This is a genomic window from Bacillus sp. S2(2024) (genome assembly GCF_050474045.1).
Lineage (GTDB): Bacteria > Bacillota > Bacilli > Bacillales > Bacillaceae_G > Bacillus_A > Bacillus_A yunxiaonensis.
Map to the genome: position 1 here is coordinate 858,893 of NZ_JBFLUS010000003.1, position 21,612 is coordinate 880,504.

Genomic DNA, 21,612 nt, shown 5'->3' on the forward strand with positions numbered 1-21,612 from the left:
TTTTTTGGTTTACACATTATACGCCTGCAACGTGTACGTCACGTAGGCATTGAATTCCACAGAAACAATTTAAATCAACAGTTATAACAGCAGGTGTTGCTTGTAATGTAGCGGTAGGGGTGTTTAAAAAGTAAGAAATTGCATTTTGGCCAGCTGGTACATCTGGTACTTCTAATACACGTAATACTGCATAGCAGTCATCTACGCTTTCTACGCGAAGAATGGAAGATAAAAATTCTGGACCATTAGAAGGAATATATACACTGAATACAGCCCCTTGACCATTATATAACACAAATGGGCGAGTGTTTGCGATTCTAGAGCCTTGATGTGCACCAAGGAATGGAACGTCACATCCTGTTGGGCATGTGCCTGTCGCGCAATCTTGTAATTCATTGATGAAGTTTACAACATCAGTTACGCAATTGATGCGTAAATTCTTCTTGTCATCATTGTTACCCATTCTTTTCACTCCTTATCATAAGTTTTGATTACACTATTAGAATATTGAATGCAGGGTAAATCTGTTACTGCTCTCAAGTTGTTTTTTTCAATGGATAAGCCTGTATTTAGAGGACAAGAAAAGGGGATGAGGACCTTGGTTTTTGAGAGTTGGCTTATGTTTTTTATTTTCTCATTCGCAGTATTTCGGTTAACACATCTTCTTGTATATGATAAGATTACGTCTTTTATTCGTGCGCCTTTTATTGAAGAAATACAGATTACAGAAGAGGATGGTACGGTTTCAACGTACATGAAAATAAGAGAAACAGGCATACGTAAATTTTTTGGTGAATTGTTAAGTTGCTATTGGTGTACAGGAATATGGGTGAGCGCTCTATTGCTTTTGTGTTATGAATGGATTCCTAAAGTAGCAGAGCCAATTATTTTGTTATTAGCAGTTGCTGGGGTTGCGGCGATTATTGAGACAATTGTGAGTCGAATGGTGGGGAATTGAGAAATGAAGGAACGAAACAGAAAGGTTGTTCATATAGTAAAGAGAGCGTTAAAAAATAGAGGAGATGTTTGCCATGGCGAATTATCAGCAACCTAACCCATACAATAATCTTCAATATTGGTACAAAATGCAGCAACAGCAACAAGCGCAGCAAGAACAACAGCAACAACAGCAACAACAGCAACTGGAACAGCAGGGATATGTAAAGAAAAAAGGTTGTAACTGTGGCGGGAAGAAAAAATGGTAGAAGAATGACTAATATTGAAGCGTAAAAGGAAAAGTTGACAGGAGAAAGATGTCAGCCTTTCCTTTTAGTGTTTCTAGAATTTGATAGTCAAGTTCTCGTAGCTCGTAAGAATAAGATTATTCAAACGGGTAACACAACTATTTTTTCCACACAAGAAGCACAAAACTCAGCATACTGAATACACGTTTCTAATGAATCATCCGGCTCCATTGGCCACCATCGGATGGTTCCCATAGGCGCTTTTGACGCAAAGGTATAAATTTCTGGAGGGATACGACCTACAACTACGACTTCAATCTCTTTAAAATTGTTTTCTATCCCCTTTTGAAGAGTCCTAAATAATTCCACATGCTCTTTTGCAGGATAAGAGTAAGGAATCGGAAACAAGATTGATACTCTAGAAGAATCTTCATGAATAATATGAGCAGATTTCCGCGCGGGATGATCCGCATCTGTCTCCCATACACGTTTATATGGTACATTATCAGGTAAACCCAGTTCGTTCACCCTCTTATAAATTCTTTGATGATAATAATTTTTTAGTTCTTTACAGAGGACCTGAATTTGTCGATTTCTAAGAAAAGTAGAGTTATCTCCACCTTCATTCCGATATTGGATATAGAGTAAATCAGGAATAGCGACATACTTCGTACAAAGAAATGTCCGAACTAGCATGTCATAATCGTCTGCAACCAATAGCTCTTCCCGGTGACCTCCAATCTGATGATAACAATCTCTCGTCCACGCACGAGGATGATTCGGTAAACCGACCAAATGACGGATTGTATTCCCGTTAATCGCTGTTTGTTTATAAACATTTTGCCAGCGATTCATTTCATGGACCCAAACTCGGTAATACACGCTATATCCAAAACCGCAATCCCAACCATACCAATGAGCTCTATGGTTTCCCACATATACTTCTGTACAATCACCATAAGCAAAGCCACATTCAGGATGTTGCTGAAATGTATGGACGATTTTCTCAAGACAATTAGGAGTTAACTCGTCATCATGGTCTAATTCCACTAAAATTTCTCCTGTACATAATCCTGCTGCATAACGCTTGACGGATCCGATATAGCCGTTGCAGGAATCTTGGCGATATCTTCTTACACGTGAATCATGTAAAGGAAGTAAATATTGGTTGTATGTCTCATCAGAATCACCTGAATCATCTACAATTACCCATTCCCAGTTTGAATACGTTTGATTTAATAGAGAGCGATAAGGGCGCTGAATTTTTTCTTTTGACCGATAACTAGCTGTAAATATAGATACTAAAGGAGTGTTTGAAGAAAACTGAGTTGGAGCAACATTTCGGTTTGTAGGAAGAGGGTCCGTATAGCTAAGCCAACAGTTAAATAATGTAAAGGATTGAATTTGAGTTGGAGAATGGAAATGTAACCAACGTTTTCTTTCGTGAAGAGGTAACGTATTTAATGTTTGGAATTCCTTCCAATCTGCCCCTAATGAGACATAGACACGTGGATGTTTTGGATGTACATCTAATAACGTATCACATGCTTCGTATTTTTTTACTGTGATGCCGCTTTCTTCAAGCTTAGATATCATTTCTTTCAATCCATCCCATACTTTTTCTGTTGAAACGAATAAATGTGTTGTTAATAATGAAAGATGATTTGATGACATATCAGTTCTCCCTTCTTATTTCATTTACGTTAGATTGCTTTCGTTTTACATATATAAGGAAAAATAAAATACATGTGTAAAAGATTGAAAAACATCTCCAACTTATGAAATAAGGGAGATGTTTTTTCTGGTATTATTTTTTTGTGGAACTTGATATATCGTTTCGTGCTAGGAACAAAAATCTAGAAACATCAAGTTTCTTCCCTCTAAAAAATTGCGGAGAAGAAATGTATAATTCTTCTTTTGCGCGCGTAATAGCAACATATGCTAAGCGGCGTTCTTCCTCTAATGCTTCCGAAGTATCGGTGACGCGATCGGTTGCGTCTTTTAAGGAGGAAGCGTGCGGTAATATCCCATCGCTTGCACCGAGTAAGAAAACACATGGAAATTCAAGGCCTTTGGCGTTATGAATAGACATAAGCGAGACGGCATCTTGCTGCGTCCGTGTTTTTAATGTTTCCATTTCTTTTTGATTTTGAATAGCTGTGTTTATAAATTCTAAGTACGCTGGAATGTCTGAAAAACGATTTGCAGATTCAATAAGTTCTTCAAGCATTTCTTCTTGTATTTCTTTTTGCATCGTAAAGGAAGAACGGTCATTGCTTTGCAGATATTCTAAGTATTGCCCTTTTCCTTTAATGATTTCTTTTAATGCTTTTTTCGGTTCGAGCTCTTTAATAAATTTCAAGAAATCAATACGATCATTAATTTTTTTTACTTGGAACGGCTTTAGATTGGGATTAAGTAAAAGAAAATGTAAAAGGGAAGGGAAGCGACCTTCACCGTATTTCCATTGTTCTCTTTCGATAAACGATATACATTCATCGCGCCCGATATACATCGTTGGCAAAATACTTGCGAGTGATTCTAAGCGAAATGGTTCAAAAGCCAAACGTAGTTGATCTAATACAGGTTTAATAAGCGAGTGTTCATAAAACGATTGGCTTGCCCCATATTTGACAAACGGAATTTTATGAATCGTAAGCTGATCGAGTAAGGAACGGCTTACAGAATGTGTCCGGTATAACAAACAAAAGTCGGTATAGTTTCGTTCACCACTTGCTACTTTATCTTGAATAAGTTGCAGCACTTGATTGGCTTCATCTAATGTTGTCGTTGGTCTTGAATAAAATGGTTGTATGCCTTCTTCGTGAACGGTGTACAATTCTTTGTTAAATCGTTCTTGATTCAACTTAATAACTTCGTTACCAAGTCCGACAATGTATGGGTTTGAACGATAGTTTGTATTTAAAGTAATAATGGTTGTATCATCAAATTCTTTTGGGAAAGAAAGAATAATTTGATGACTAGCTCCGCGCCAGCCGTAGATCGCTTGATCGTCATCGCCTGCAATAAATAAGTTGTTTTGCGGTGCTGCTAATAGTTTTACAATTTCATACTGGGCGTATGATGTATCTTGAAATTCATCCACTTCAATATATTGAAAGCGTCCTTGCAGCTGTGTTAATAATGCCGCATTATTTTCTAGTAAATAAAACGTTTCAAGTAAAATATCATCAAAATCTAGATAGCGATGACTTTGCTTTACGTCTTCATAGCGTTGATATACTTCTTGAAACTCACGTTCAACGGGTGTTTTGGCCTGTACATCTTTTGGTCTATTTAATTTATTTTTTTCAAGTGAAATCATTGCTAGCATACTTTCTGCATCATAGTCATCTTTTAAACGAAGTTCTTTTAAAATTTTCTTTATAATAATTTGCTTATGCTTTTCGTTTGCTAAAATTTGTTGGTTGTATCCTTGGCTGCGAAGTAATTTTAGGAAAACTGAGTGGAATGTTCCAGCAACAAGATATTGGCCCGCTGCATGTGTCATACCAGGTAATGTTGCTACGCGGCTTCGGATTTCTTCCGCTGCTTTTTGCGTAAATGTGAGCAGCAATATGTTGCGCGGGTGAACACCCTTTACGTTAACTAAATAGCCAACGCGTGTTGTTAAGACAGACGTTTTTCCACTGCCAGCGCCAGCTAATGTGAGAACGGGTCCTTCTGTCTGACGAACAGCTTCTAATTGTTTTTCATTTAAATGTATTCCTTGTTTTTCAAGAGCGCGAAAATAGGTAACATCCGCATCATTTTGATCAATTAATTCGGTAGATGTTTTAGGAATATGATAAGTTGCGCGAGGTATATTCGAATGTGTTAATGATTTTTGCGAAAAATTTTCCTTAGTCATAATTTCACCTTCAATAAGTAGCATCAACTTATAACTTTATCGGAAGATAGGGGAAATGGCAATGTAAAAACGACCTAAAAACCTCTTTCTTTTTAGGTGAGGCGAGAGGAACTGGCCATGCATAGAAGCGGTCAGGTCCTTTTCCTGCCCCGTGCAATATGAAAACAAAGAGAGAAAACGAGTGCATGTCACCGTTTGTTTGACATAGCCGCGACTTACATGTTGAAAAAATAAAATGGATTTATATGGTGAAATTAAGGTTATTTTTCCATTAAAGAATTAGAGGGAAAATGAAAAGAAGCGCCAAACATGGCGCTTCTTTTATAGTTTTTTTATCATCACAACATGCGGAATATCAGCTTCCATAAACATTTCAGAAATTGTTTCATATCCAAGCTTATTATAAAACGGCTCAGCATGTGTTTGAGCATGAAGCTTTAGTTTTGGAAGAGCTTCCTCTTTCGCAAGAGTTTCTAACGCATTCATAATGATTTTCCCGGCCCCTTTTTGACGATGGGAGGATAGGACACAAATACGTTCCATTTTTCCTATGCCGTCAACGATGCGAAAACGACCAGCACCAACTGGAACACCTTCATCGTATAAAACAACATGTTTTGCGACATCTTCATATTCATCGTATTCTTCTTCGGCCGAAACATTTTGCTCGTCCACAAAAACCTGTTTGCGAACAGAAAATGCATCTTCTAGCTGCTTTTCATTTTGTACGACAATAATTTGCAAATTACTGTTGCTCCTTTCCTAAATGGAATGTCTCATATACTGTCCATGTCCCATTTTCTAATTGATATACTAAATGGAAACGGTCAATTGGTTGTTCATAATAGAAATCTTTCATTTTTAGGCGACCTAAAACATCAGCATGTTCAGCATCTGATAATTGTTGTCCAATTGTAAGGTGTGGCACAAAAGCATATTCGCGATCTTGTGTGAATATACCGCTATGCATTTCTTCATTTAGAAATGTTAATTCTGGTGTTTTTTCCACTTTAAAGTAAATAACATTATTTACAGGTGCAAACGAGCTCACTTTTCCAACATGTAGTGTAAACGGATTTGTTTTGCTTCCGATTGTACGCAGCTCTTTTACAATTGTTTCTAACTGTTCATCAGCCGCTTCAAAAGGTGTTTTCAATGTAATGTGTGGTGGAACTAATGCATAATGTGGATCGTAACGCTTACGCAGACCGTTTGCTTTATCTTGAATCATTTTTGATGGAAAAATTACAATACCTAGTTTCATCTCTAAATTCCTCCCTTTGTCTGAACGTAAAATGTTTTGTGAAAAAAGAACTCTTTTTCATTATATCAGATGATTCTGAAAAATACTTCGTATTATTTCATCCCGCTATTCGCGAGCAGTAAGACCCCCACTTCAAGATTGAGAGAAGCGAAGAAGATAGGTGGGGAATAACTCCTGGCATGCGCCCGATTGTTTCAACTAACCTTCAGTGGAAAAAGCGCCCACTGAAGGAAGTTTCACTTTATTGATAACATATGAGAAAACGCATGTGGCAAGTTTTTTTGCCAATATTTCCATGTGTGATTACCATTAAACTCTTCGTAATAGGTTGTAAATCCTTTTTCAATAAGAAGATTATGCAATTCTCGGTTTGGTGCTACAAAATCAGAAATGTTGCCATCTGTTGTTTTTACATTTGTTTCTTCTGTACCAATAATATGGTATAAATCTAATGTTTGCGGCTCCGTAAACGTTTTGGCACGTTCTAATACAGATTCATTAACGAATGGTGACTGCATAATCACTTTACCGAATGTATGCGGATACATAAGAGCTGTCATAAATGAAACTGTACCACCTAAAGAATCTCCAATTAAAACGCGGCCTTTTCCCATTTGATACGTTGGGTACTTCTCATCTAAATATGGAGCAAGCTCATGAGCTAAAAAGCGAATATACATGTCATTTTGCGATCCGTTTGGATGATATTTTTCTTTTCGGTCGTGTACATCTTTATATGGAATACCAACAATAATAGTTCGATCAATTTCTTCTGTTTCACGAAGTGATTCTATCACGCGATGTGCTTTACCGAGTTGAAAATAATCTCTTCCATCTTGTGCAATTACAATGGTGTGCTTATGAAGCGGCGTGAAGTTTGCTGGTAAATAAACGAGAAGCGAAATTTCTTCTTGCAATGATTTACTGTAAAATGTAAGTTCTTCAATTTTCCCTATTGTTTGTGTCATCGTGTAATCTCCCCTAATTTAAAAGTTACTACAATTTTATTTTAGCATAAGAATGAGAAGAATCTAAAAAATTAGTATTCAGTAATCGAAGAAAGGAGATATAATGAAATAGGAATTTTTCATGGATAAGGAGATGACATATGAAGCAGCCAAAATCGATTGCTCTGCCGTTAGCGATTTCGATTATTACGATTTCATTTGCGGCTATTTTTGTAAAAATGTCTACAGCACCATCTTCTATTTTAAGTATGTATCGTTTATGGATTGTTGTGCTTATTATGCTTCCTATTGTTTGGAAGAGAAGAGAGGAATTTACAAGAATTCAGAAGAAGGACTGGGGATTCTTAATTGGGTCTGGTTTCTTTTTAGCATTACATTTTCTTCTGTGGTTTGCATCGTTAAAATTTACAACAGTTGCAAGTTCAACGATTATTTTAGCACTGCAGCCGCTCGTATCTCTTGTGGGAGGATTTTTCCTATTTAAAGAAAGAACAACATTTGTTGCACTTGCGACAATGGGAATTGCAATTATTGGTGTAGGGTGTATTGGATGGGGAGACTTAGGACTAAGTAGGGAAGCTATATTAGGAGATATACTATCATTTTTAAGTGTAATTGCAGTGGTTGGATATTTGTTCATTGGGCAAACAACAGTGAAAAAAGTGTCCCACTGGATATATAGTTTTACGGTCTTTACATTTGCAGCTTTATTTTTAAGTGCGTATAATATGATACTGCAAATTCCATTTACAGGTTATTCATCCGGGGACTGGACAGTATTTTTCTTACTTGCAGCTGTACCAACTGTATCTCAAATGATTCATAACTGGCTATTAAGTTATGTGAATGCGACGACAATATCTATGAGTATTTTAGGGGAGCCTGTTGGTGCAACAATTCTTGCTTTCTTTTTACTAGGTGAAAAACTAAATGTAATGCAAGTAGTAGGAAGTTTTTTTGTATTATGCGGTGTAGGTCTATTTTTAGTACAACAGCAAAAGAGCGCATATAAAGAGCGAGTAGAAGGTGCAGTATATACGCAAAAGACGTAGTTATTACCATGCATTGAACAGAAATGAAACTCCCGCTATTGGGAGTTTCATTTTATTTTGGTTGTGTCATATACGGCTGAACGTGGACGGTACATAGGTCACGGAATTTTCCTTCTGCAGTTGTGACAATAATAACAGCTCGTCCAGCTTGTTTTCCTGTTACGATTGTTTTATGCTTTGAAGTGCTAATTTCTACAATATGAGGACTAGAGCTCGTCCAAATTAGCTCTTGGTTACTTGCTAGAGAAGGAAGAACAGTTGCTGTGAGTTCTGCACGTTGTCCAGTTTTTAGCTTTAATTTAGCTTTGTTTAGTTGTACGCCGATGACCGGCACAACAGAAGGAACAAGTTTAATATGAGGTGTATCTGTTTGTGTTTTAGCATATGAAGATGTTGTAAAGTGTTTTTGTAGGCGAAATGATGATAACATGTGAGTGGTCTCCCTTCTGTATAATGTTCTTAGTTATACTATACATAAAAAATGTTAGGATTAATTTAAGATAACATAAAGATTTTGTTAATTTCCAGAAAATTCAGTATGTAAGCGAGAAAAAAATAATCCCTGCTGCTATACCATAGAGGCAGGGATTATTTTTTTCTGAGATTAAGAAGCTATTTTTTCGAATTCTTCAAAGTCTTTTTGAACGGTTTCTGCTGGTTTTGTTAATAGGCTTACAATGATAATAGCAAGTAAACTAGCAGCGAAACCAGGAATCATTTCATATAACATATCTTTTAAAAATTGAAATTGTGTCCACGTAATAACGGTTGTTGCCCCGGCAATCATACCAGCAAGAGCGCCCCATTTCGTCATTCGCTTCCAGTATAGGCTTAATAAAATGACTGGTCCAAATGAAGAACCAAAACCTGCCCAAGCATAACCAACAAGTGCTAAAATTGTGCCATTTTGTTTAAAGGCAAGTCCACTTGCGACTAACGCAATGACAAGAACGGCCATACGTCCTACAAAAACAAGTTCGCGATCCGTTGCAGAACGGCGGAAAAATGTTCGGTATAAATCTTCTGTGACAGCACTTGATGTAACAAGAAGCTGGGAGGAAATAGTACTCATAATTGCTGCTAAAATGGCAGCTAATAAAAAGCCGGTAATGAGTGGGTGGAATAAAATATTTCCAAGCTCAAGGAAAATCGTTTCTGGATCTGCTAATTTTTTGCCCATGTCAGCATAATATGCAATCCCGATTAGTCCAGTAAACATAGCGCCGACGATAGAGAAAATCATCCAGCTCATTCCGATACGGCGAGCGCTTTTTAATTCGTTTACAGATGAAATCGCCATAAAGCGAACGATAATATGAGGTTGTCCAACATAACCAAGACCCCAAGCGAATAAGGAAATAATGCCAAGTACAGAAGTACCTTTAAAAATATTTAATAATGTTGGGTCGATAGAACGAATGGTATGAAATGCTGGCCCAAGACCATTTACATGCATAATTGTTACAATTGGAACTAAAACGAGTGCGACAACCATAATAATCCCTTGCACGAAGTCTGTCCAACTTACAGCTAAGAAACCTCCAAATAACGTATAAGCTACAACAACAGCGGCAACGATGAAAAGTCCCATATGATAGTCCATTCCAAATGTATTACGAAATAGAACAGCACCTGAAACTAATCCCGAAGCTACATAAAATGTAAAGAAAATCATAATAACAAGTCCGGAAACAAGGCGTAGCATATGAGATTTGTCATGGAAACGATGTTCTAAAAATTCTGGAATTGTAATCGAGTTGTTTGCCAGTTCAGAATAGGTACGTAAGCGAGGAGCGACGTATAGCCAGTTTGCGTAAGCGCCGAGTGTTAAGCCAATCGCAATCCAACTGCTGCTTAGACCTGTTGCAAACATAGCACCGGGTAATCCCATTAACAGCCATCCGCTCATATCAGCAGCGCCTGCACTTAGTGCTGTTACTGCGGGACCTAATGTACGCCCGCCAAGCATATAATCTGTTAAGTTTGATGTTCGTTTGTAGGCAATGTAGCCAATTACTAACATCCCAATCATATAGATCGAAATTGAAATTAAAATCTGTGTATTCATGTAAGTCCCCTTTCGTAAGTAGTATCTTTTGATGTACCTCATAACTATAATCTAGCATAATTATGTATAAAATTCCATGCACAAATAAGAATTTTCAGAAATGTAAGTGTTTTTTGGTGGTATTTTATTTTTTGTGATATAAAACTTTCTGACAATAAACAGCTATTTTTATAGAGTATTTATTATTTTTACATAAAGATGAGATGTTTTGTCAATATAATATTTAACGTATGAATAAAAAAATTTTTCGGAAAGTGTTGACTTCTAAAAAAAGAAAGGCATATAATGAGTTCAAATTTAAAAACGTGAGCGTTGATGAAGAAGAGTACATATTACGGACATGACAGAGAGCTGATGGTTGGTGCGAATCAGTATGAAAGTAATATGGAATGGGCTTCGGAGCTTCCAAACCGAAACGAAAGAAGTAGGCTTTGGCGAAAAGATCTCATCGTTACAAGAGACACGTATTGTATTTCGATACGGAAAAGTGCGTTACTTTTGTAACGAATTAAGGTGGCACCACGGGAGTACCCGTCCTTTTTATAGGATGAGTACTCCCTTTTTGTATAGAAAAAAATGAATATGATAAATCGATGAGTAAGAAGAGTACGTACATTGGAGACGTTCCAGAGAGCCGGGGGTAGGTGAGAGCCCGGTGCGGTGCCAAGTACGGAATGGGCTTACGAGAGGTATGCTGAACGATAAGTAGGCAACCCGGGTTCCGCCGTTACAAGGATTGGGTATAATATTGTACCTGAAAAAGCGGGATGCTTTGCATCCAACAAGAGGTGGTACCGCGGTAATTTTATCGTCCTCTGCATATATCCATATGCAGGGGACTTTTTTATTTTAGGCAGAGAGGTGACAGTGATGATAACGAAAGAACAATTTATGATGCGAAAACAACAAGGGAAACCTTTTCTTGTTATTCAAGAGGAAGAAGGCGATAGTTTGACACCAATTGCTTTATATCGCCGTATGAAAGGTGAGAAAAAATTTTTACTCGAAAGCTCGCAGCTTCATCAAGATAAAGGGCGTTATTCCTATTTAGGGTGTGATCCTTACGGAGAAATCAAAAGTATTGGCAAAGAAATAGAGATTACGATAAATGATGTGACAGAAAAGCTAAACGGAAACGTATTAAAGGAACTGGAAAGAACACTTGCACCAAATCAAGTTGAGAGTCCATTTCCGTTTTGCGGAGGAGCAGTTGGCTATATTGGCTATGATGTCATTCGGCAATACGAAGATATTGGAGAAATGTTGTCTGACCCATTAAATATTCCAGAAGTGCATGTGCTGCTTTATCGTATGTTTGTTGTATATGATCATCTGCGACAAAAGCTATCGTTTGTATATGTGTACCAAGGCGATGATACGGACTCGTATGAAGAAGTTTACGAGCAGCTGCAAGTATATAAACAGGCATTGTTACATGAATCAGAAGAATATGTGAAAGAACCGTCTGTTTCTTTATTCTTTACATCTTCTGTAACAGAAGCAAGGTTTTACGAAATGGTTGAACAGGCAAAGGAACATATTCGGGCAGGAGATATCTTTCAAGTTGTGCTATCACAGCGTTTGCAAAGTGATTTTACAGGAAATCCATTTGCGTTATATCGCCGGCTTCGCACTGCGAATCCATCTCCTTATATGTTTTATATTGATTTTCAAGATTATGTTGTACTCGGTTCTTCACCGGAAAGCTTGCTTTCTGTACGAGATGAAAAGGTCATGACGAATCCAATCGCCGGAACAAGGCCGCGCGGAAAAACGAAAGAAGAGGATGAAAAGATAGCGAAGGAACTGCTTACAAACGAGAAAGAGCAAGCGGAGCATATGATGCTTGTAGATTTAGGGCGTAATGATATTGGCCGGGTGAGTGAGATTGGTTCAGTTCAATTAGATAAATATATGAAGATTGAGAAGTATTCGCATGTGATGCATATTGTATCTGAAGTTTCCGGAACATTGCGAAAAAACATGAATTGCTTTGATGCGTTGGCATATTGTTTACCAGCAGGAACTGTATCGGGAGCTCCAAAAATTAGGGCAATGGAAATTATAAATGAATTAGAGACGGAAAAACGAAATGTGTATGCCGGAGCAATTGGCTATATTTCTTTCTCGGGGAATATGGATATGGCACTTGCGATACGAACAATGGTTGTAAAAGATGAGAAAGCATATGTACAGGCAGGGGCTGGCATTGTGTATGATTCGAATCCCGTAGCCGAATATGAAGAAACATTAAATAAAGCAAAAGCGCTCTTGGAGGTAATGAAATGATTGTTCTTATTGATAATTATGATTCATTCACATATAACTTGTATCAATTGTTAGGTTCCAGCGGAGAGAACATCGTTGTGCTGCGTAATGATAAAGTGACGATTAAAGAATTGGAGGAAATGAAGCCGCAAGCAATTATTCTTTCTCCAGGACCTGGCAGACCAGAAGATGCAGGGATTTGTATTGAAGTAATTCAACATTTTTATAAAAGCATTCCGATTCTTGGTATTTGCCTTGGGCATCAAGCGATTGTTACTGCTTTCGGCGGAGAAATTGTGCGAGCAGAGAGGATTAAACACGGAAAAACGTCACTTGTGAAGCATAATGGTACATCAATATTCTCGTATATAAAACAGCCGCTGACAGCGATGCGTTACCATTCACTCGTAGCAAAGCAGCATACGCTTCCTAATTGTTTTGATGTATTAGCGACAGCGATGGATGACGGGGAAATCATGGCAGTTCGACATCACTATTATCCACTTTTCGGATTACAATTTCATCCGGAATCAATTGCAACGGAAGAAGGCGGGAAATTAATACAGGCATTTTTATCTCATGTGAAAGAGGTGGAGAGAGTATGAATTGCTATCTTCGAAAATTAGTAGAGAGGAAAAATTTAACAGAACATGAAATGTATGAAGCGGGTATTGCATTATTAAGCGAGGATATTTTAGAGAGTGAAATTGCTGCTTTTTTAGCAGTGTTAAAAGTAAAGGGAGAAACGGCAGATGAAATATACGGCCTTGTTCGCGCTCTTCGTGAAAAAGCATTGCCATTTTCTAATCATATTGTAGGTGCGATGGACAATTGCGGAACGGGCGGTGATGGAGCGCAAACATTTAATGTGAGTACAACATCAGCCTTCGTACTTGCTGGTGCCGGCGTAAAGGTTGCGAAACATGGTAATCGTGCCGTTTCTAGTAAAACGGGAAGTGCAGATTTATTAGAGGAGCTCGGTGTAAACATTGCATGTTCGCCGAAGCAAATTGATTATTTGTTAGAGAAAGTTGGGATTGCTTTTCTATTTGCACCGGCGATGCATCCGGCACTGCGCCGCATTATGAAAGTAAGAAAAGAATTAAATGTTCCAACAATCTTTAACTTGATTGGGCCACTTACAAATCCAATTGACTTAGAAACACAGTTCGTTGGTATTTATAAACGAGAGATGTTACTTCCAGTGGCAAAGGTATTGCAAAAGCTTGGGAGAAAACAAGCAATTGTTGTAAATGGGAGCGGGTTTTTAGATGAAGCATCTTTGCAAGGAGAAAATCACGCAGCAATTTTAAAAGATAACAAGATTATCGAAGTAAGTATTTCCCCAGAAGAGTATGGATTTTCACGTGTGAAAAACGAAGCGATTCGAGGTGGAGACGCGAAAGAAAATGCCAATATTACATTAAACGTGCTGCAAGGAGAAAACAGTGTATACCGTGATACGGTGTTATTAAATGCAGGTCTTGCTCTTTTTGCAAACGGAAAAGCAGGAACAATTAAAGATGGTATTCGCTTAGCGGCTCATAGTATTGATTCTGGAAAGGCGTTAGAGAAATTAAATTTATTAATCGCTGCAAGTAATCAAAAGCTAGAGAGGGTGAACTAAATGGAAACAATTTTAACGAAAATTATCGAACAAAAAAAGAAAGAAATAGAAGTGTTATATGAAACGTATACACCAGTGAAGAAAATGCGTAAATCATATTCTCTTGTAGAAACGCTGCAGCAATTTATTGTGATTGCAGAAATAAAACGTGCTTCACCGTCTAAAGGGGATATTAACTTACTTGTAGATGTCGCCAAACAAGCTCAGCTTTATGAAACAAACGGTGCAGGAGCAATCTCTGTTTTAACAGATGGTCAATTTTTTAAAGGCTCTTTTCATGATTTAGAAACGGCAAGAGCACATGTGAATGTACCGCTTTTATGTAAAGACTTTATTATTGATAGAATCCAAATTGACCGGGCATATGATGCGGGAGCAAATCTCATTTTACTTATAGTTGCTGCATTAACGAAGGAAAAATTATTCGAACTGTATAAGTATGTAAAGGAACTCGGCTTAGAAGCAATTGTAGAGATTCATAATGAAGAGGAGTTAGAAATAGCATTAGAGCTAAATCCTGATGTCATTGGAGTGAACAACCGGAATTTGAAAACATTTGAAGTTGATTTACGTACAACGGAACAGCTTGGGGAACGGTTAAATGAACAAAACGTATTTTGGATTAGCGAGAGCGGTATTCATACGAAAGAAGATATTGTACGTGTTAAGCAAGCTGGTGCAAAAGGAATTCTTGTCGGAGAAGCGTTTATGACAGCACCGTCTGTCGGAGACCTTTTTCAATCACTGCAGGTGACGATATGAAAGTAAAAATTTGTGGTATTACCGATGTAGAAACAGCAAAAATAGCCTGTGAATATGGCGCTCATGCCATCGGATTTGTATTTGCGAAAAGTAAACGGGAAATTGCGCCAGAGCAGGCAAAACAAATTATCGAAGAGCTTCCGGTGAGTGTGATGAAAGTTGGCGTTTTCGTAAATGAGTCAATTGACGTAATCCAGAAAATAGCAACATATTGTGGTTTAACACATGTACAACTGCATGGGGATGAAGAAAATCATCATATCAGAAGATTGAATATTCCGTCTATGAAAGCGATTGGTGTAAGTTCGAGCGAAGATATAAAACGAGCACAAGAATATGAAACTGATTTTATATTATTTGATAGTCCAAAAGAAAAGTTTCATGGTGGAAATGGCAAAACATTTTCATGGGAGTTATTACGGTCAAATACGATTGAAAAAAAATGTATATTAGCTGGGGGATTACACCTTGAAAATATTACAGAAGCGATTGAAATTGTTCAGCCATATATGGTTGACGTGAGCAGCGGTGTAGAAACAGATGGAAAAAAAGATATCGAGAAAATAAAAAAATTTATAACGAAAGCGAAGGAGTGTTACAGATGAAATACGCATATCCAGATGAAAAAGGTCATTACGGGATTTATGGAGGACGTTACGTCCCAGAAACGTTAATGCAGTCTGTTTTAGAGTTAGAAGAAGCATATAAAGAAGCAATGCAAGATGAAGCATTTAGGCAAGAGTTAGATCATTATTTACAAACATATGTCGGGAGAGAAACACCACTGTATTTTGCGGAAAATCTTACGAAGTATTGCGACGGAGCCAAAATTTATTTAAAGCGAGAAGATTTAAATCATACAGGAGCTCATAAAATTAACAACACAATTGGGCAAGCGCTTCTTGCGGTGCGAATGGGTAAGAAAAAAGTTGTGGCGGAAACTGGGGCTGGTCAGCACGGGGTAGGGACAGCAACTGTATGTGCCCTGCTCGGTTTAGAGTGCGTTATTTTCATGGGAGAAGAGGATGTGAAACGCCAAAAGCTAAATGTTTTTCGGATGGAATTATTAGGTGCAAAAGTTGAAAGCGTCGCAGCAGGAAGCGGGACGTTAAAAGATGCAGTAAATGAGGCACTTCGCTACTGGGTTGCACATGTACATGATACGCACTATGTAATGGGATCTGTCCTTGGACCGCATCCGTTTCCGCAAATCGTACGTGATTTCCAAAGTGTTATCGGTAAGGAAACGAAGAAGCAATATGCAGCGCTGGAGGGAAAATTACCAGAAGCAGTTGTAGCTTGCATTGGCGGCGGCAGTAATGCGATGGGAATGTTTTATCCATTTGTACAAGATGAAGAAGTTGCTCTTTACGGCGTAGAAGCAGCAGGTAAAGGGGTTCATACAGGGAAGCATGCGGCAACATTAACGAAAGGAAGCGTTGGCGTTTTGCACGGATCTATGATGTATCTTCTGCAAAATGAGGAGGGACAAATTCAAGAGGCGCATTCGATTTCGGCAGGATTGGATTACCCGGGTGTTGGTCCAGAGCATAGCTTATTAAAAGATATCGGCCGTGTATCTTATCATTCAATAACAGATGAAGAAGCGCTGCATGCCTTTCAGTTGTTAACGAAAAAAGAAGGAATTATACCAGCATTAGAAAGCTCACATGCAGTGGCGTATGCACTTAAATTAGCGCAGACCATGAAAAGTGATGAGGGACTTGTCATTTGTTTATCAGGACGCGGAGATAAAGATGTTGAAAGTATAAAACGTTATATGGAAGAGGTGTAAATGATGGGAGTAGAAAGAATTACTGCAGCATTTCAAAATGGGAAAAAAGCATTCATCCCGTACGTAATGGGTGGAGATGGTGATTTACAAGAACAAATTCGTTTTTTAGATGAAGCCGGGGCAAGCATTATTGAAATTGGCATTCCTTTTTCTGATCCAGTTGCAGATGGACCAACGATTCAAAGAGCTGGAAAACGAGCGTTAGAAAATGGAACAACGCTTAGTGGAATTTTCCGGGCATTAGCGGAAGTAAGACAAGAAGTAAATATTCCATTTGTACTTATGACCTATTTAAATCCAATTTTAGCATTTGGAAAAGAACGGTTTATAGGAAGTTGTCTTGAAGCTGGTGTAGATGGAATTATCGTTCCAGACTTGCCATATGAAGAACAAGATATGATTGCACCGCTTCTTCGTGATGCAAATATTGCTTTAATTCCACTTGTTACTGTAACAAGTCCGATTGAACGCATTCAAAAGATTACAAGTGAATCACAAGGGTTTGTATATGCAGTAACGGTAGCGGGGGTTACTGGGGTTAGGCGTGACTTTAAGCAGGAAATTCATAGTTACTTAGAAAAAGTAAAAGCGCATGTACATCTTCCAGTAGTTGCGGGGTTTGGCATATCAAAGGCTGAGCACATAGAAGAAATGATTAGAGTATGCGACGGAGTTGTCGTTGGAAGTAAAGTGATTGAGCTGTTAGAAAATGAAAAGCAAGATGAAATTCGTGAGCTCATTGCTGCGGTAAAATAAAGTGAGGGGATCTTACTGCTCGCGAATAGCGGGATAGAAGAGAGAGGCTGCTATTAAGGTAGCTTCTTTTTTGTATTATTGCTGATAAAAAGGGTTTTAAATTAATTGAAAATTCTTTCTTCTATTATATAATGGATACAATTGTATCCTCTAAGAAATGAGATGATTGTATGACAGTATTGTTAGCTCTTATTCCGATTGTAATGATTTTTATTTGTTTATTTGTCTTCAAGCAAACATCGCTTAAAGCCTCATTAATTTCTTATGTTGTATGTATTGGAATCGTTTTATTAACACCCGCGTTTCGATTGCAAATTGGTGAGGTTGTCCATGCAACAATTAAAGGCGGTTTAATTTGTTTTATCGTCGGATATGTTTTATTCTTCGGCATTTTTTTATTTCACCTTATGAATAAAATGGGGTATATCAATCAAGTTGCTCGTTTTATGGAACATGTTACACATGACCGTTTATTGCAAATGCTCCTCATGTGTTTTGGGATTTGTCCGCTTATTGAATCAGTAAGCGGCTTTGGAATTGGCTTTATGGTGGCAGCTCCTATTTTTATTTCGCTTGGTTATAAGCCATTCCAAGCAGTTTTACTTTCGTTTATCGGTTTATTAGCAAGCTCATGGGGAGCGATGGCAACGGGAACAATTATTGGATCAGGGCTTATTGGTATACCTTTAGTACAACTTGGATCTGGTACAGCGTTATTAAGTATTCCGATATTTGCGTATTTTATCATGCTTTCTTTATATATAGTTGGTGGCTGGTCTGCAGTGGCACAAAAATGGAAAGAAGCAATGGGATTTTTTCTATTATTCTCGTTATCTATTTATTTGTCTAATGCATATGTGAGCGTTGAATTAGCTGGGATTTTAAGTGCAATTGTAACGATAACATTTGGATTTATCATCATTAAAATGACGGCAAGGCAACAGAAGGAAGTGTACTCAGAACATGCCGCCGCTCAGCAGAAGGAAGTTTCCATTGCCAAAATAATTAGTCCGTATTTATTTTTAACAGTATGTATATTACTCTCTCGCTTAGTTCCATCGTTACATAGTGCGTTACAATCATATGCTGTTATTAATCTGCCATCATACTCTTATAAACTTGAATTATTGTATTCACCAGGGTTTTGGCTTGGGATTACGTGTTTATTTACCATTATTTTCTTACGAGTTCCTTCTATTATAATAAAGCAGTCATTGCAGCAAACAGTGAAACAATGGATCCCATTTGCGATTACAACGACAATGTTTATTGCTATTTCTGAACTAATGGGTGCATCAGGTATGCATATGTTATTGGCGGAAGCAGCTGGCCATACATTTGGAATGATGTTTGTTTTTGTCGCACCATTTATCGGTGGTATTGGCGGTTTTTTAACGGGAAGTAATGCCGGGTCAAACGCCATGTTTATTAAATTACAAATGCAGACAGCGCAAAATGTGGGACTTCCGTGGCAATTTGTCACAACGGTGCAAAATACAAGTTCTTCTTTTGCTACAATTGCTTGTCCATCACGAATTACGCTTGGCGCTTATTTATGTAACATTCCATTTCGGGAAAATGAGTTATTGAAGAAGACGACGCTTATGATTTTTGGAGCTGTTTTGATTGTGGTAGGAGAGGTTTTGGTGTGGCATCTTATTATGTAAAGAAACGCTTCTCTTATAGGAGAAGTGTTTTGTTTGTAGAAATATATAATTTTGTAGACTAAAGAAGAGAGAGTGAGCATGGGATGAGTATAAGCTTGCAAGATATTACAAATGAGAATTGGCTAGAGTGTATATTCTTAACCACAAATAAAGAAGACAAACATTTTATTTGTGAAGAGTTTGTTGCTTCAAATGCTTTATCCCGCATTAACGGGCAGTAAGATCCTAAACTCAAGAGGCAGAGGAAAGCGAAGAAGGTAGATTGGGGACAACTGCCCGTAAAAGCCCGATTGGTTCAACTAATCCTCAACGAGAAAACCGTTCGTTGAGGAAAGTTTCACTTTATCATTGGCACAATCGAAAGTTCAAAAAGGCTGGATTACAAAGGCAATATACAACGATGAAACAATGGTCGGATTTACAATGTATGGATATTGTGAACAACATAACTTTTTTGAAATATGCAGACTCATGATCGATCATAAATATCAAGGAAAAGGTTACGGGAGGACAGCGCTATTACATGTAATAGAAGAGCTGAGAAAAGATGCTAATTGTAATGAAATTTTTTTATCTTTTGCACCGAAAAATCTAGTTGCAAAACAACTGTATGAAAGTATTGGGTTTGAAGATGCCGGAAGAATGATTGAAGGTGAATGTTTGTATAAACTGCTGTTAAAAAAGGGCTCACAATGTTAATGAAGAATATAAAAAAATGACTGATAAATGAAAAATATGGGAAATGTAAACGATAGATGATGATAAGGAGTGGTATGGTGAAATACGTTATTATAGGCGGAGATGCAGCCGGAATGAGTGCAGCAATGCAAATTGTTCGGAATGACCAAGAAGCAAGTGTAATAACTTTAGAAAAATGCGGCATATATTCGTATGCGCAGTGCGGTCTTCCTTATGCGATTAGCGGAGTGATTGAGTCTACTGAAAAACTAATTGCCAGGGACGTTGATGTATTTCGGAACAAGTATCACATTGATGCCAAAGTGTATCATGAAGTTACGCGTATAGATCCAGCAAGTAAAAAAGTGTGCGGCATACATACGCAAACATCACAACCGTTTGAATATGAATATGACCGTTTATTAATTGCAACGGGAGTGCGTCCGATTATGCCGGACTGGAGGGGGAGTAAATTACAAGGGGTTCATGTATTAAAAACGATTCCGGATGCAAAGCGAATTATGGAGACACTTCACACTAAGGAAGTTGAACATGTTACGATAATTGGCGGCGGGCCAATCGGTCTCGAAATGGCAGAGACATTTGTTGAACTCGGTAAAAAAGTGCGTATGATTGAACGGAATCAACATGTGGGTACCGTGTTCGATGAGGATATGGCAGCATACATTCATGAAGAAGCGAAAAAGCATAACATTGAGATACTTACAGATGAAAATGTAAAATCGTTTCAAGGAAAAGAACATGTTGAATCTGTGGAAACAGATAAAGGAATGTACAAAACAGATCTTGTTTTAGTATCAGTTGGAGTCAAACCAAATACTGATTTTCTAGAAGGGACAGGAATAATTAAAAATCAAAAAGGTGCTATCCAAGTTAACGCTTATATGCAAACAAATATAGAGGACATTTATGCAGCAGGAGACTGTGCTACGCAGTACCACATTATAAAAGAAAAACATGACCATATCCCGCTTGGAACAACAGCAAACAAACAAGGACGAATTGCAGGACTGAACATGGTTGATAAACGAAGAGCGTTTAAAGGGATTGTGGGGACAGCGATTATGAAATTTATGGATATAACATTAGGCCGAACAGGTTTGAATGAAAAAGAAGCGAAACAATTGCAAATACCATATGAAATTGTAAAAATTGATGCGACAAACATAGCGGGGTATTATCCGAGTAAGAAACCACTGCACGTGAAATTATTGTATCGAACAGATACACAGCAATTGTTAGGCGGACAGTTTATAGGAGAGCAGGGCGTGGATAAAAGAGTAGATGTACTGGCGATGGCACTGTTCCATAAAATGTCGATTCACGATTTAGAAGACGTAGATTTAAGTTACTCTCCTCCTTACAACAGTGTGTGGGATCCGTTGCAGCAAGCAGCAAGAAGGGTAGAATAAAGCATCTCTTTTATCAAGAGATGCTTTATTTCTGAAATTGCTTCCCCTCTTAGTGCTCAATCTTCCTGCTGTGATGCATGTAATCAATTCGTATTACCTCTTTAATCTTGATAAGGTTGTATTCTTACAATGATAAAATAATAGAATACTAACTTCTACTACTCTTCTTTAGCCTTAGATTATATTTCCTTCGTATGCTTATGGGTAAAATTATTTAAA

The 21,612-nt window shown here is 37.8% G+C and carries 21 protein-coding genes and 2 other annotated features; of the genes, 13 read left to right on the forward strand and 8 right to left on the reverse strand.

The genetic code is table 11. The annotated features are described in order from the left end of the window. Positions 1-16: 16 nt before the first annotated feature. Entirely contained in the window at positions 17-463 is a 447-nt protein-coding gene (locus tag AB1284_RS04370; protein WP_429751358.1) for a CotY/CotZ family spore coat protein, read from the reverse strand. A 135-nt stretch (positions 464-598) separates the two neighbouring features. Between AB1284_RS04370 and AB1284_RS04375 the strand changes: the two genes are divergently transcribed. Next, positions 599-958, forward strand: a complete 360-nt coding sequence (locus AB1284_RS04375) for a DUF1360 domain-containing protein (RefSeq protein WP_429751356.1) — start codon at positions 599-601, stop codon at positions 956-958. Positions 959-1,022: 64 nt separating this feature from the next. Further along, on the forward strand, positions 1,023-1,205 hold the full coding sequence (locus AB1284_RS04380; protein ID WP_429751354.1) for a cytochrome C oxidase subunit III: 183 nt from the start codon (positions 1,023-1,025) through the stop codon (positions 1,203-1,205). Between the two features lie 120 nt (positions 1,206-1,325). On the opposite strand, the gene AB1284_RS04385 is transcribed toward AB1284_RS04380, so the two are convergent. The 5 genes from AB1284_RS04385 to AB1284_RS04405 form a co-directional block, all read right to left on the reverse strand. Continuing rightward, positions 1,326-2,858 (reverse strand): glycosyltransferase, encoded by a 1,533-nt coding sequence (locus AB1284_RS04385; protein WP_429751352.1) that lies wholly within the window; start codon positions 2,856-2,858, stop codon positions 1,326-1,328. A 133-nt stretch (positions 2,859-2,991) separates the two neighbouring features. Beyond that, complete coding sequence (locus tag AB1284_RS04390; protein WP_429751350.1) at positions 2,992-5,055, reverse strand: ATP-dependent helicase; 2,064 nt, start codon at positions 5,053-5,055, stop codon at positions 2,992-2,994. 321 nt (positions 5,056-5,376) lie between these two features. After that, positions 5,377-5,799 (reverse strand): GNAT family N-acetyltransferase, encoded by a 423-nt coding sequence (locus tag AB1284_RS04395; RefSeq protein WP_429751349.1) that lies wholly within the window; start codon positions 5,797-5,799, stop codon positions 5,377-5,379. 1 nt (position 5,800) lies between these two features. Further along, positions 5,801-6,319: a YjcG family protein gene (locus AB1284_RS04400; RefSeq protein ID WP_429751348.1), complete on the reverse strand. Its 519-nt coding sequence runs from the start codon at positions 6,317-6,319 to the stop codon at positions 5,801-5,803. A 236-nt stretch (positions 6,320-6,555) separates the two neighbouring features. After that, positions 6,556-7,287 (reverse strand): alpha/beta hydrolase, encoded by a 732-nt coding sequence (locus AB1284_RS04405; protein ID WP_429751346.1) that lies wholly within the window; start codon positions 7,285-7,287, stop codon positions 6,556-6,558. Positions 7,288-7,427: 140 nt separating this feature from the next. Here AB1284_RS04405 and AB1284_RS04410 point away from each other — a divergent pair, with 140 nt between their 5' ends. After that, on the forward strand, positions 7,428-8,339 hold the full coding sequence (locus AB1284_RS04410; RefSeq protein ID WP_429751345.1) for a DMT family transporter: 912 nt from the start codon (positions 7,428-7,430) through the stop codon (positions 8,337-8,339). A gap of 52 nt (positions 8,340-8,391) precedes the next feature. Here AB1284_RS04410 and AB1284_RS04415 read toward each other — a convergent pair whose 3' ends face one another. Further along, on the reverse strand, positions 8,392-8,769 hold the full coding sequence (locus tag AB1284_RS04415) for an Ig-like domain-containing protein (RefSeq protein WP_429751343.1): 378 nt from the start codon (positions 8,767-8,769) through the stop codon (positions 8,392-8,394). Positions 8,770-8,943: 174 nt separating this feature from the next. Then, positions 8,944-10,407 carry a sodium/proline symporter PutP gene (putP, locus tag AB1284_RS04420; protein WP_429751341.1) on the reverse strand — a complete coding sequence of 488 codons (1,464 nt, stop codon included), beginning with the start codon at positions 10,405-10,407 and terminating at the stop codon, positions 8,944-8,946. 303 nt (positions 10,408-10,710) lie between these two features. Then, positions 10,711-10,949, forward strand: a binding site (T-box leader). Between the two features lie 42 nt (positions 10,950-10,991). Further along, positions 10,992-11,226, forward strand: a binding site (T-box leader). Between the two features lie 51 nt (positions 11,227-11,277). Between putP and trpE the strand changes: the two genes are divergently transcribed. From trpE to AB1284_RS04470, 10 genes are all read left to right on the forward strand, one after another. After that, positions 11,278-12,696, forward strand: coding sequence for an anthranilate synthase component I (trpE, locus tag AB1284_RS04425; protein ID WP_429751339.1), 1,419 nt, complete (start codon positions 11,278-11,280; stop codon positions 12,694-12,696). Continuing rightward, on the forward strand, positions 12,693-13,280 hold the full coding sequence (locus AB1284_RS04430) for an anthranilate synthase component II (RefSeq protein ID WP_429751338.1): 588 nt from the start codon (positions 12,693-12,695) through the stop codon (positions 13,278-13,280). The genes trpE and AB1284_RS04430 overlap by 4 nt, the downstream gene beginning before the upstream one ends. Continuing rightward, positions 13,277-14,302, forward strand: a complete 1,026-nt coding sequence (gene trpD, locus AB1284_RS04435) for an anthranilate phosphoribosyltransferase (protein ID WP_429751336.1) — start codon at positions 13,277-13,279, stop codon at positions 14,300-14,302. Before AB1284_RS04430 ends, trpD begins: the two co-directional genes overlap by 4 nt. Next, positions 14,303-15,064 carry an indole-3-glycerol phosphate synthase TrpC gene (gene trpC, locus AB1284_RS04440; RefSeq protein ID WP_429751335.1) on the forward strand — a complete coding sequence of 254 codons (762 nt, stop codon included), beginning with the start codon at positions 14,303-14,305 and terminating at the stop codon, positions 15,062-15,064. Beyond that, complete coding sequence (locus AB1284_RS04445) at positions 15,061-15,669, forward strand: phosphoribosylanthranilate isomerase (RefSeq protein ID WP_429751333.1); 609 nt, start codon at positions 15,061-15,063, stop codon at positions 15,667-15,669. Before trpC ends, AB1284_RS04445 begins: the two co-directional genes overlap by 4 nt. After that, entirely contained in the window at positions 15,666-16,859 is a 1,194-nt protein-coding gene (trpB, locus tag AB1284_RS04450; protein ID WP_429751331.1) for a tryptophan synthase subunit beta, read from the forward strand. The genes AB1284_RS04445 and trpB overlap by 4 nt, the downstream gene beginning before the upstream one ends. A 3-nt stretch (positions 16,860-16,862) precedes the next feature. Beyond that, entirely contained in the window at positions 16,863-17,615 is a 753-nt protein-coding gene (trpA, locus tag AB1284_RS04455) for a tryptophan synthase subunit alpha (RefSeq protein WP_429751330.1), read from the forward strand. Positions 17,616-17,785: 170 nt separating this feature from the next. Next, positions 17,786-19,282 carry an L-lactate permease gene (locus AB1284_RS04460; RefSeq protein ID WP_429751329.1) on the forward strand — a complete coding sequence of 499 codons (1,497 nt, stop codon included), beginning with the start codon at positions 17,786-17,788 and terminating at the stop codon, positions 19,280-19,282. 348 nt (positions 19,283-19,630) lie between these two features. Further along, on the forward strand, positions 19,631-19,981 hold the full coding sequence (locus AB1284_RS04465) for a GNAT family N-acetyltransferase (protein ID WP_429751326.1): 351 nt from the start codon (positions 19,631-19,633) through the stop codon (positions 19,979-19,981). Between the two features lie 77 nt (positions 19,982-20,058). Further along, on the forward strand, positions 20,059-21,393 hold the full coding sequence (locus AB1284_RS04470) for an FAD-dependent oxidoreductase (protein WP_429751324.1): 1,335 nt from the start codon (positions 20,059-20,061) through the stop codon (positions 21,391-21,393). Positions 21,394-21,612: the final 219 nt, after the last annotated feature.

Excerpts from the sequence above, each read along its gene's own strand:
- AB1284_RS04400 (WP_429751348.1), bottom strand. The coding sequence starts at position 6,319 with ATGAAACTAGGTATTGTAATTTTTCCATCAAAAATGATTCAAGATAAA.
- trpD (WP_429751336.1), top strand. The coding sequence starts at position 13,277 with ATGAATTGCTATCTTCGAAAATTAGTAGAGAGGAAAAATTTAACAGAA.
- AB1284_RS04390 (WP_429751350.1), bottom strand. The coding sequence starts at position 5,055 with ATGACTAAGGAAAATTTTTCGCAAAAATCATTAACACATTCGAATATA.
- AB1284_RS04460 (WP_429751329.1), top strand. The coding sequence starts at position 17,786 with ATGACAGTATTGTTAGCTCTTATTCCGATTGTAATGATTTTTATTTGT.
- AB1284_RS04380 (WP_429751354.1), top strand. The coding sequence starts at position 1,023 with ATGTTTGCCATGGCGAATTATCAGCAACCTAACCCATACAATAATCTT.
- AB1284_RS04410 (WP_429751345.1), top strand. The coding sequence starts at position 7,428 with ATGAAGCAGCCAAAATCGATTGCTCTGCCGTTAGCGATTTCGATTATT.
- AB1284_RS04430 (WP_429751338.1), top strand. The coding sequence starts at position 12,693 with ATGATTGTTCTTATTGATAATTATGATTCATTCACATATAACTTGTAT.
- trpE (WP_429751339.1), top strand. The coding sequence starts at position 11,278 with ATGATAACGAAAGAACAATTTATGATGCGAAAACAACAAGGGAAACCT.
- AB1284_RS04445 (WP_429751333.1), top strand. The coding sequence starts at position 15,061 with ATGAAAGTAAAAATTTGTGGTATTACCGATGTAGAAACAGCAAAAATA.
- trpC (WP_429751335.1), top strand. The coding sequence starts at position 14,303 with ATGGAAACAATTTTAACGAAAATTATCGAACAAAAAAAGAAAGAAATA.
- trpB (WP_429751331.1), top strand. The coding sequence starts at position 15,666 with ATGAAATACGCATATCCAGATGAAAAAGGTCATTACGGGATTTATGGA.
- AB1284_RS04405 (WP_429751346.1), bottom strand. The coding sequence starts at position 7,287 with ATGACACAAACAATAGGGAAAATTGAAGAACTTACATTTTACAGTAAA.
- AB1284_RS04385 (WP_429751352.1), bottom strand. The coding sequence starts at position 2,858 with ATGTCATCAAATCATCTTTCATTATTAACAACACATTTATTCGTTTCA.
- putP (WP_429751341.1), bottom strand. The coding sequence starts at position 10,407 with ATGAATACACAGATTTTAATTTCAATTTCGATCTATATGATTGGGATG.
- AB1284_RS04370 (WP_429751358.1), bottom strand. The coding sequence starts at position 463 with ATGGGTAACAATGATGACAAGAAGAATTTACGCATCAATTGCGTAACT.
- AB1284_RS04415 (WP_429751343.1), bottom strand. The coding sequence starts at position 8,769 with ATGTTATCATCATTTCGCCTACAAAAACACTTTACAACATCTTCATAT.
- trpA (WP_429751330.1), top strand. The coding sequence starts at position 16,863 with ATGGGAGTAGAAAGAATTACTGCAGCATTTCAAAATGGGAAAAAAGCA.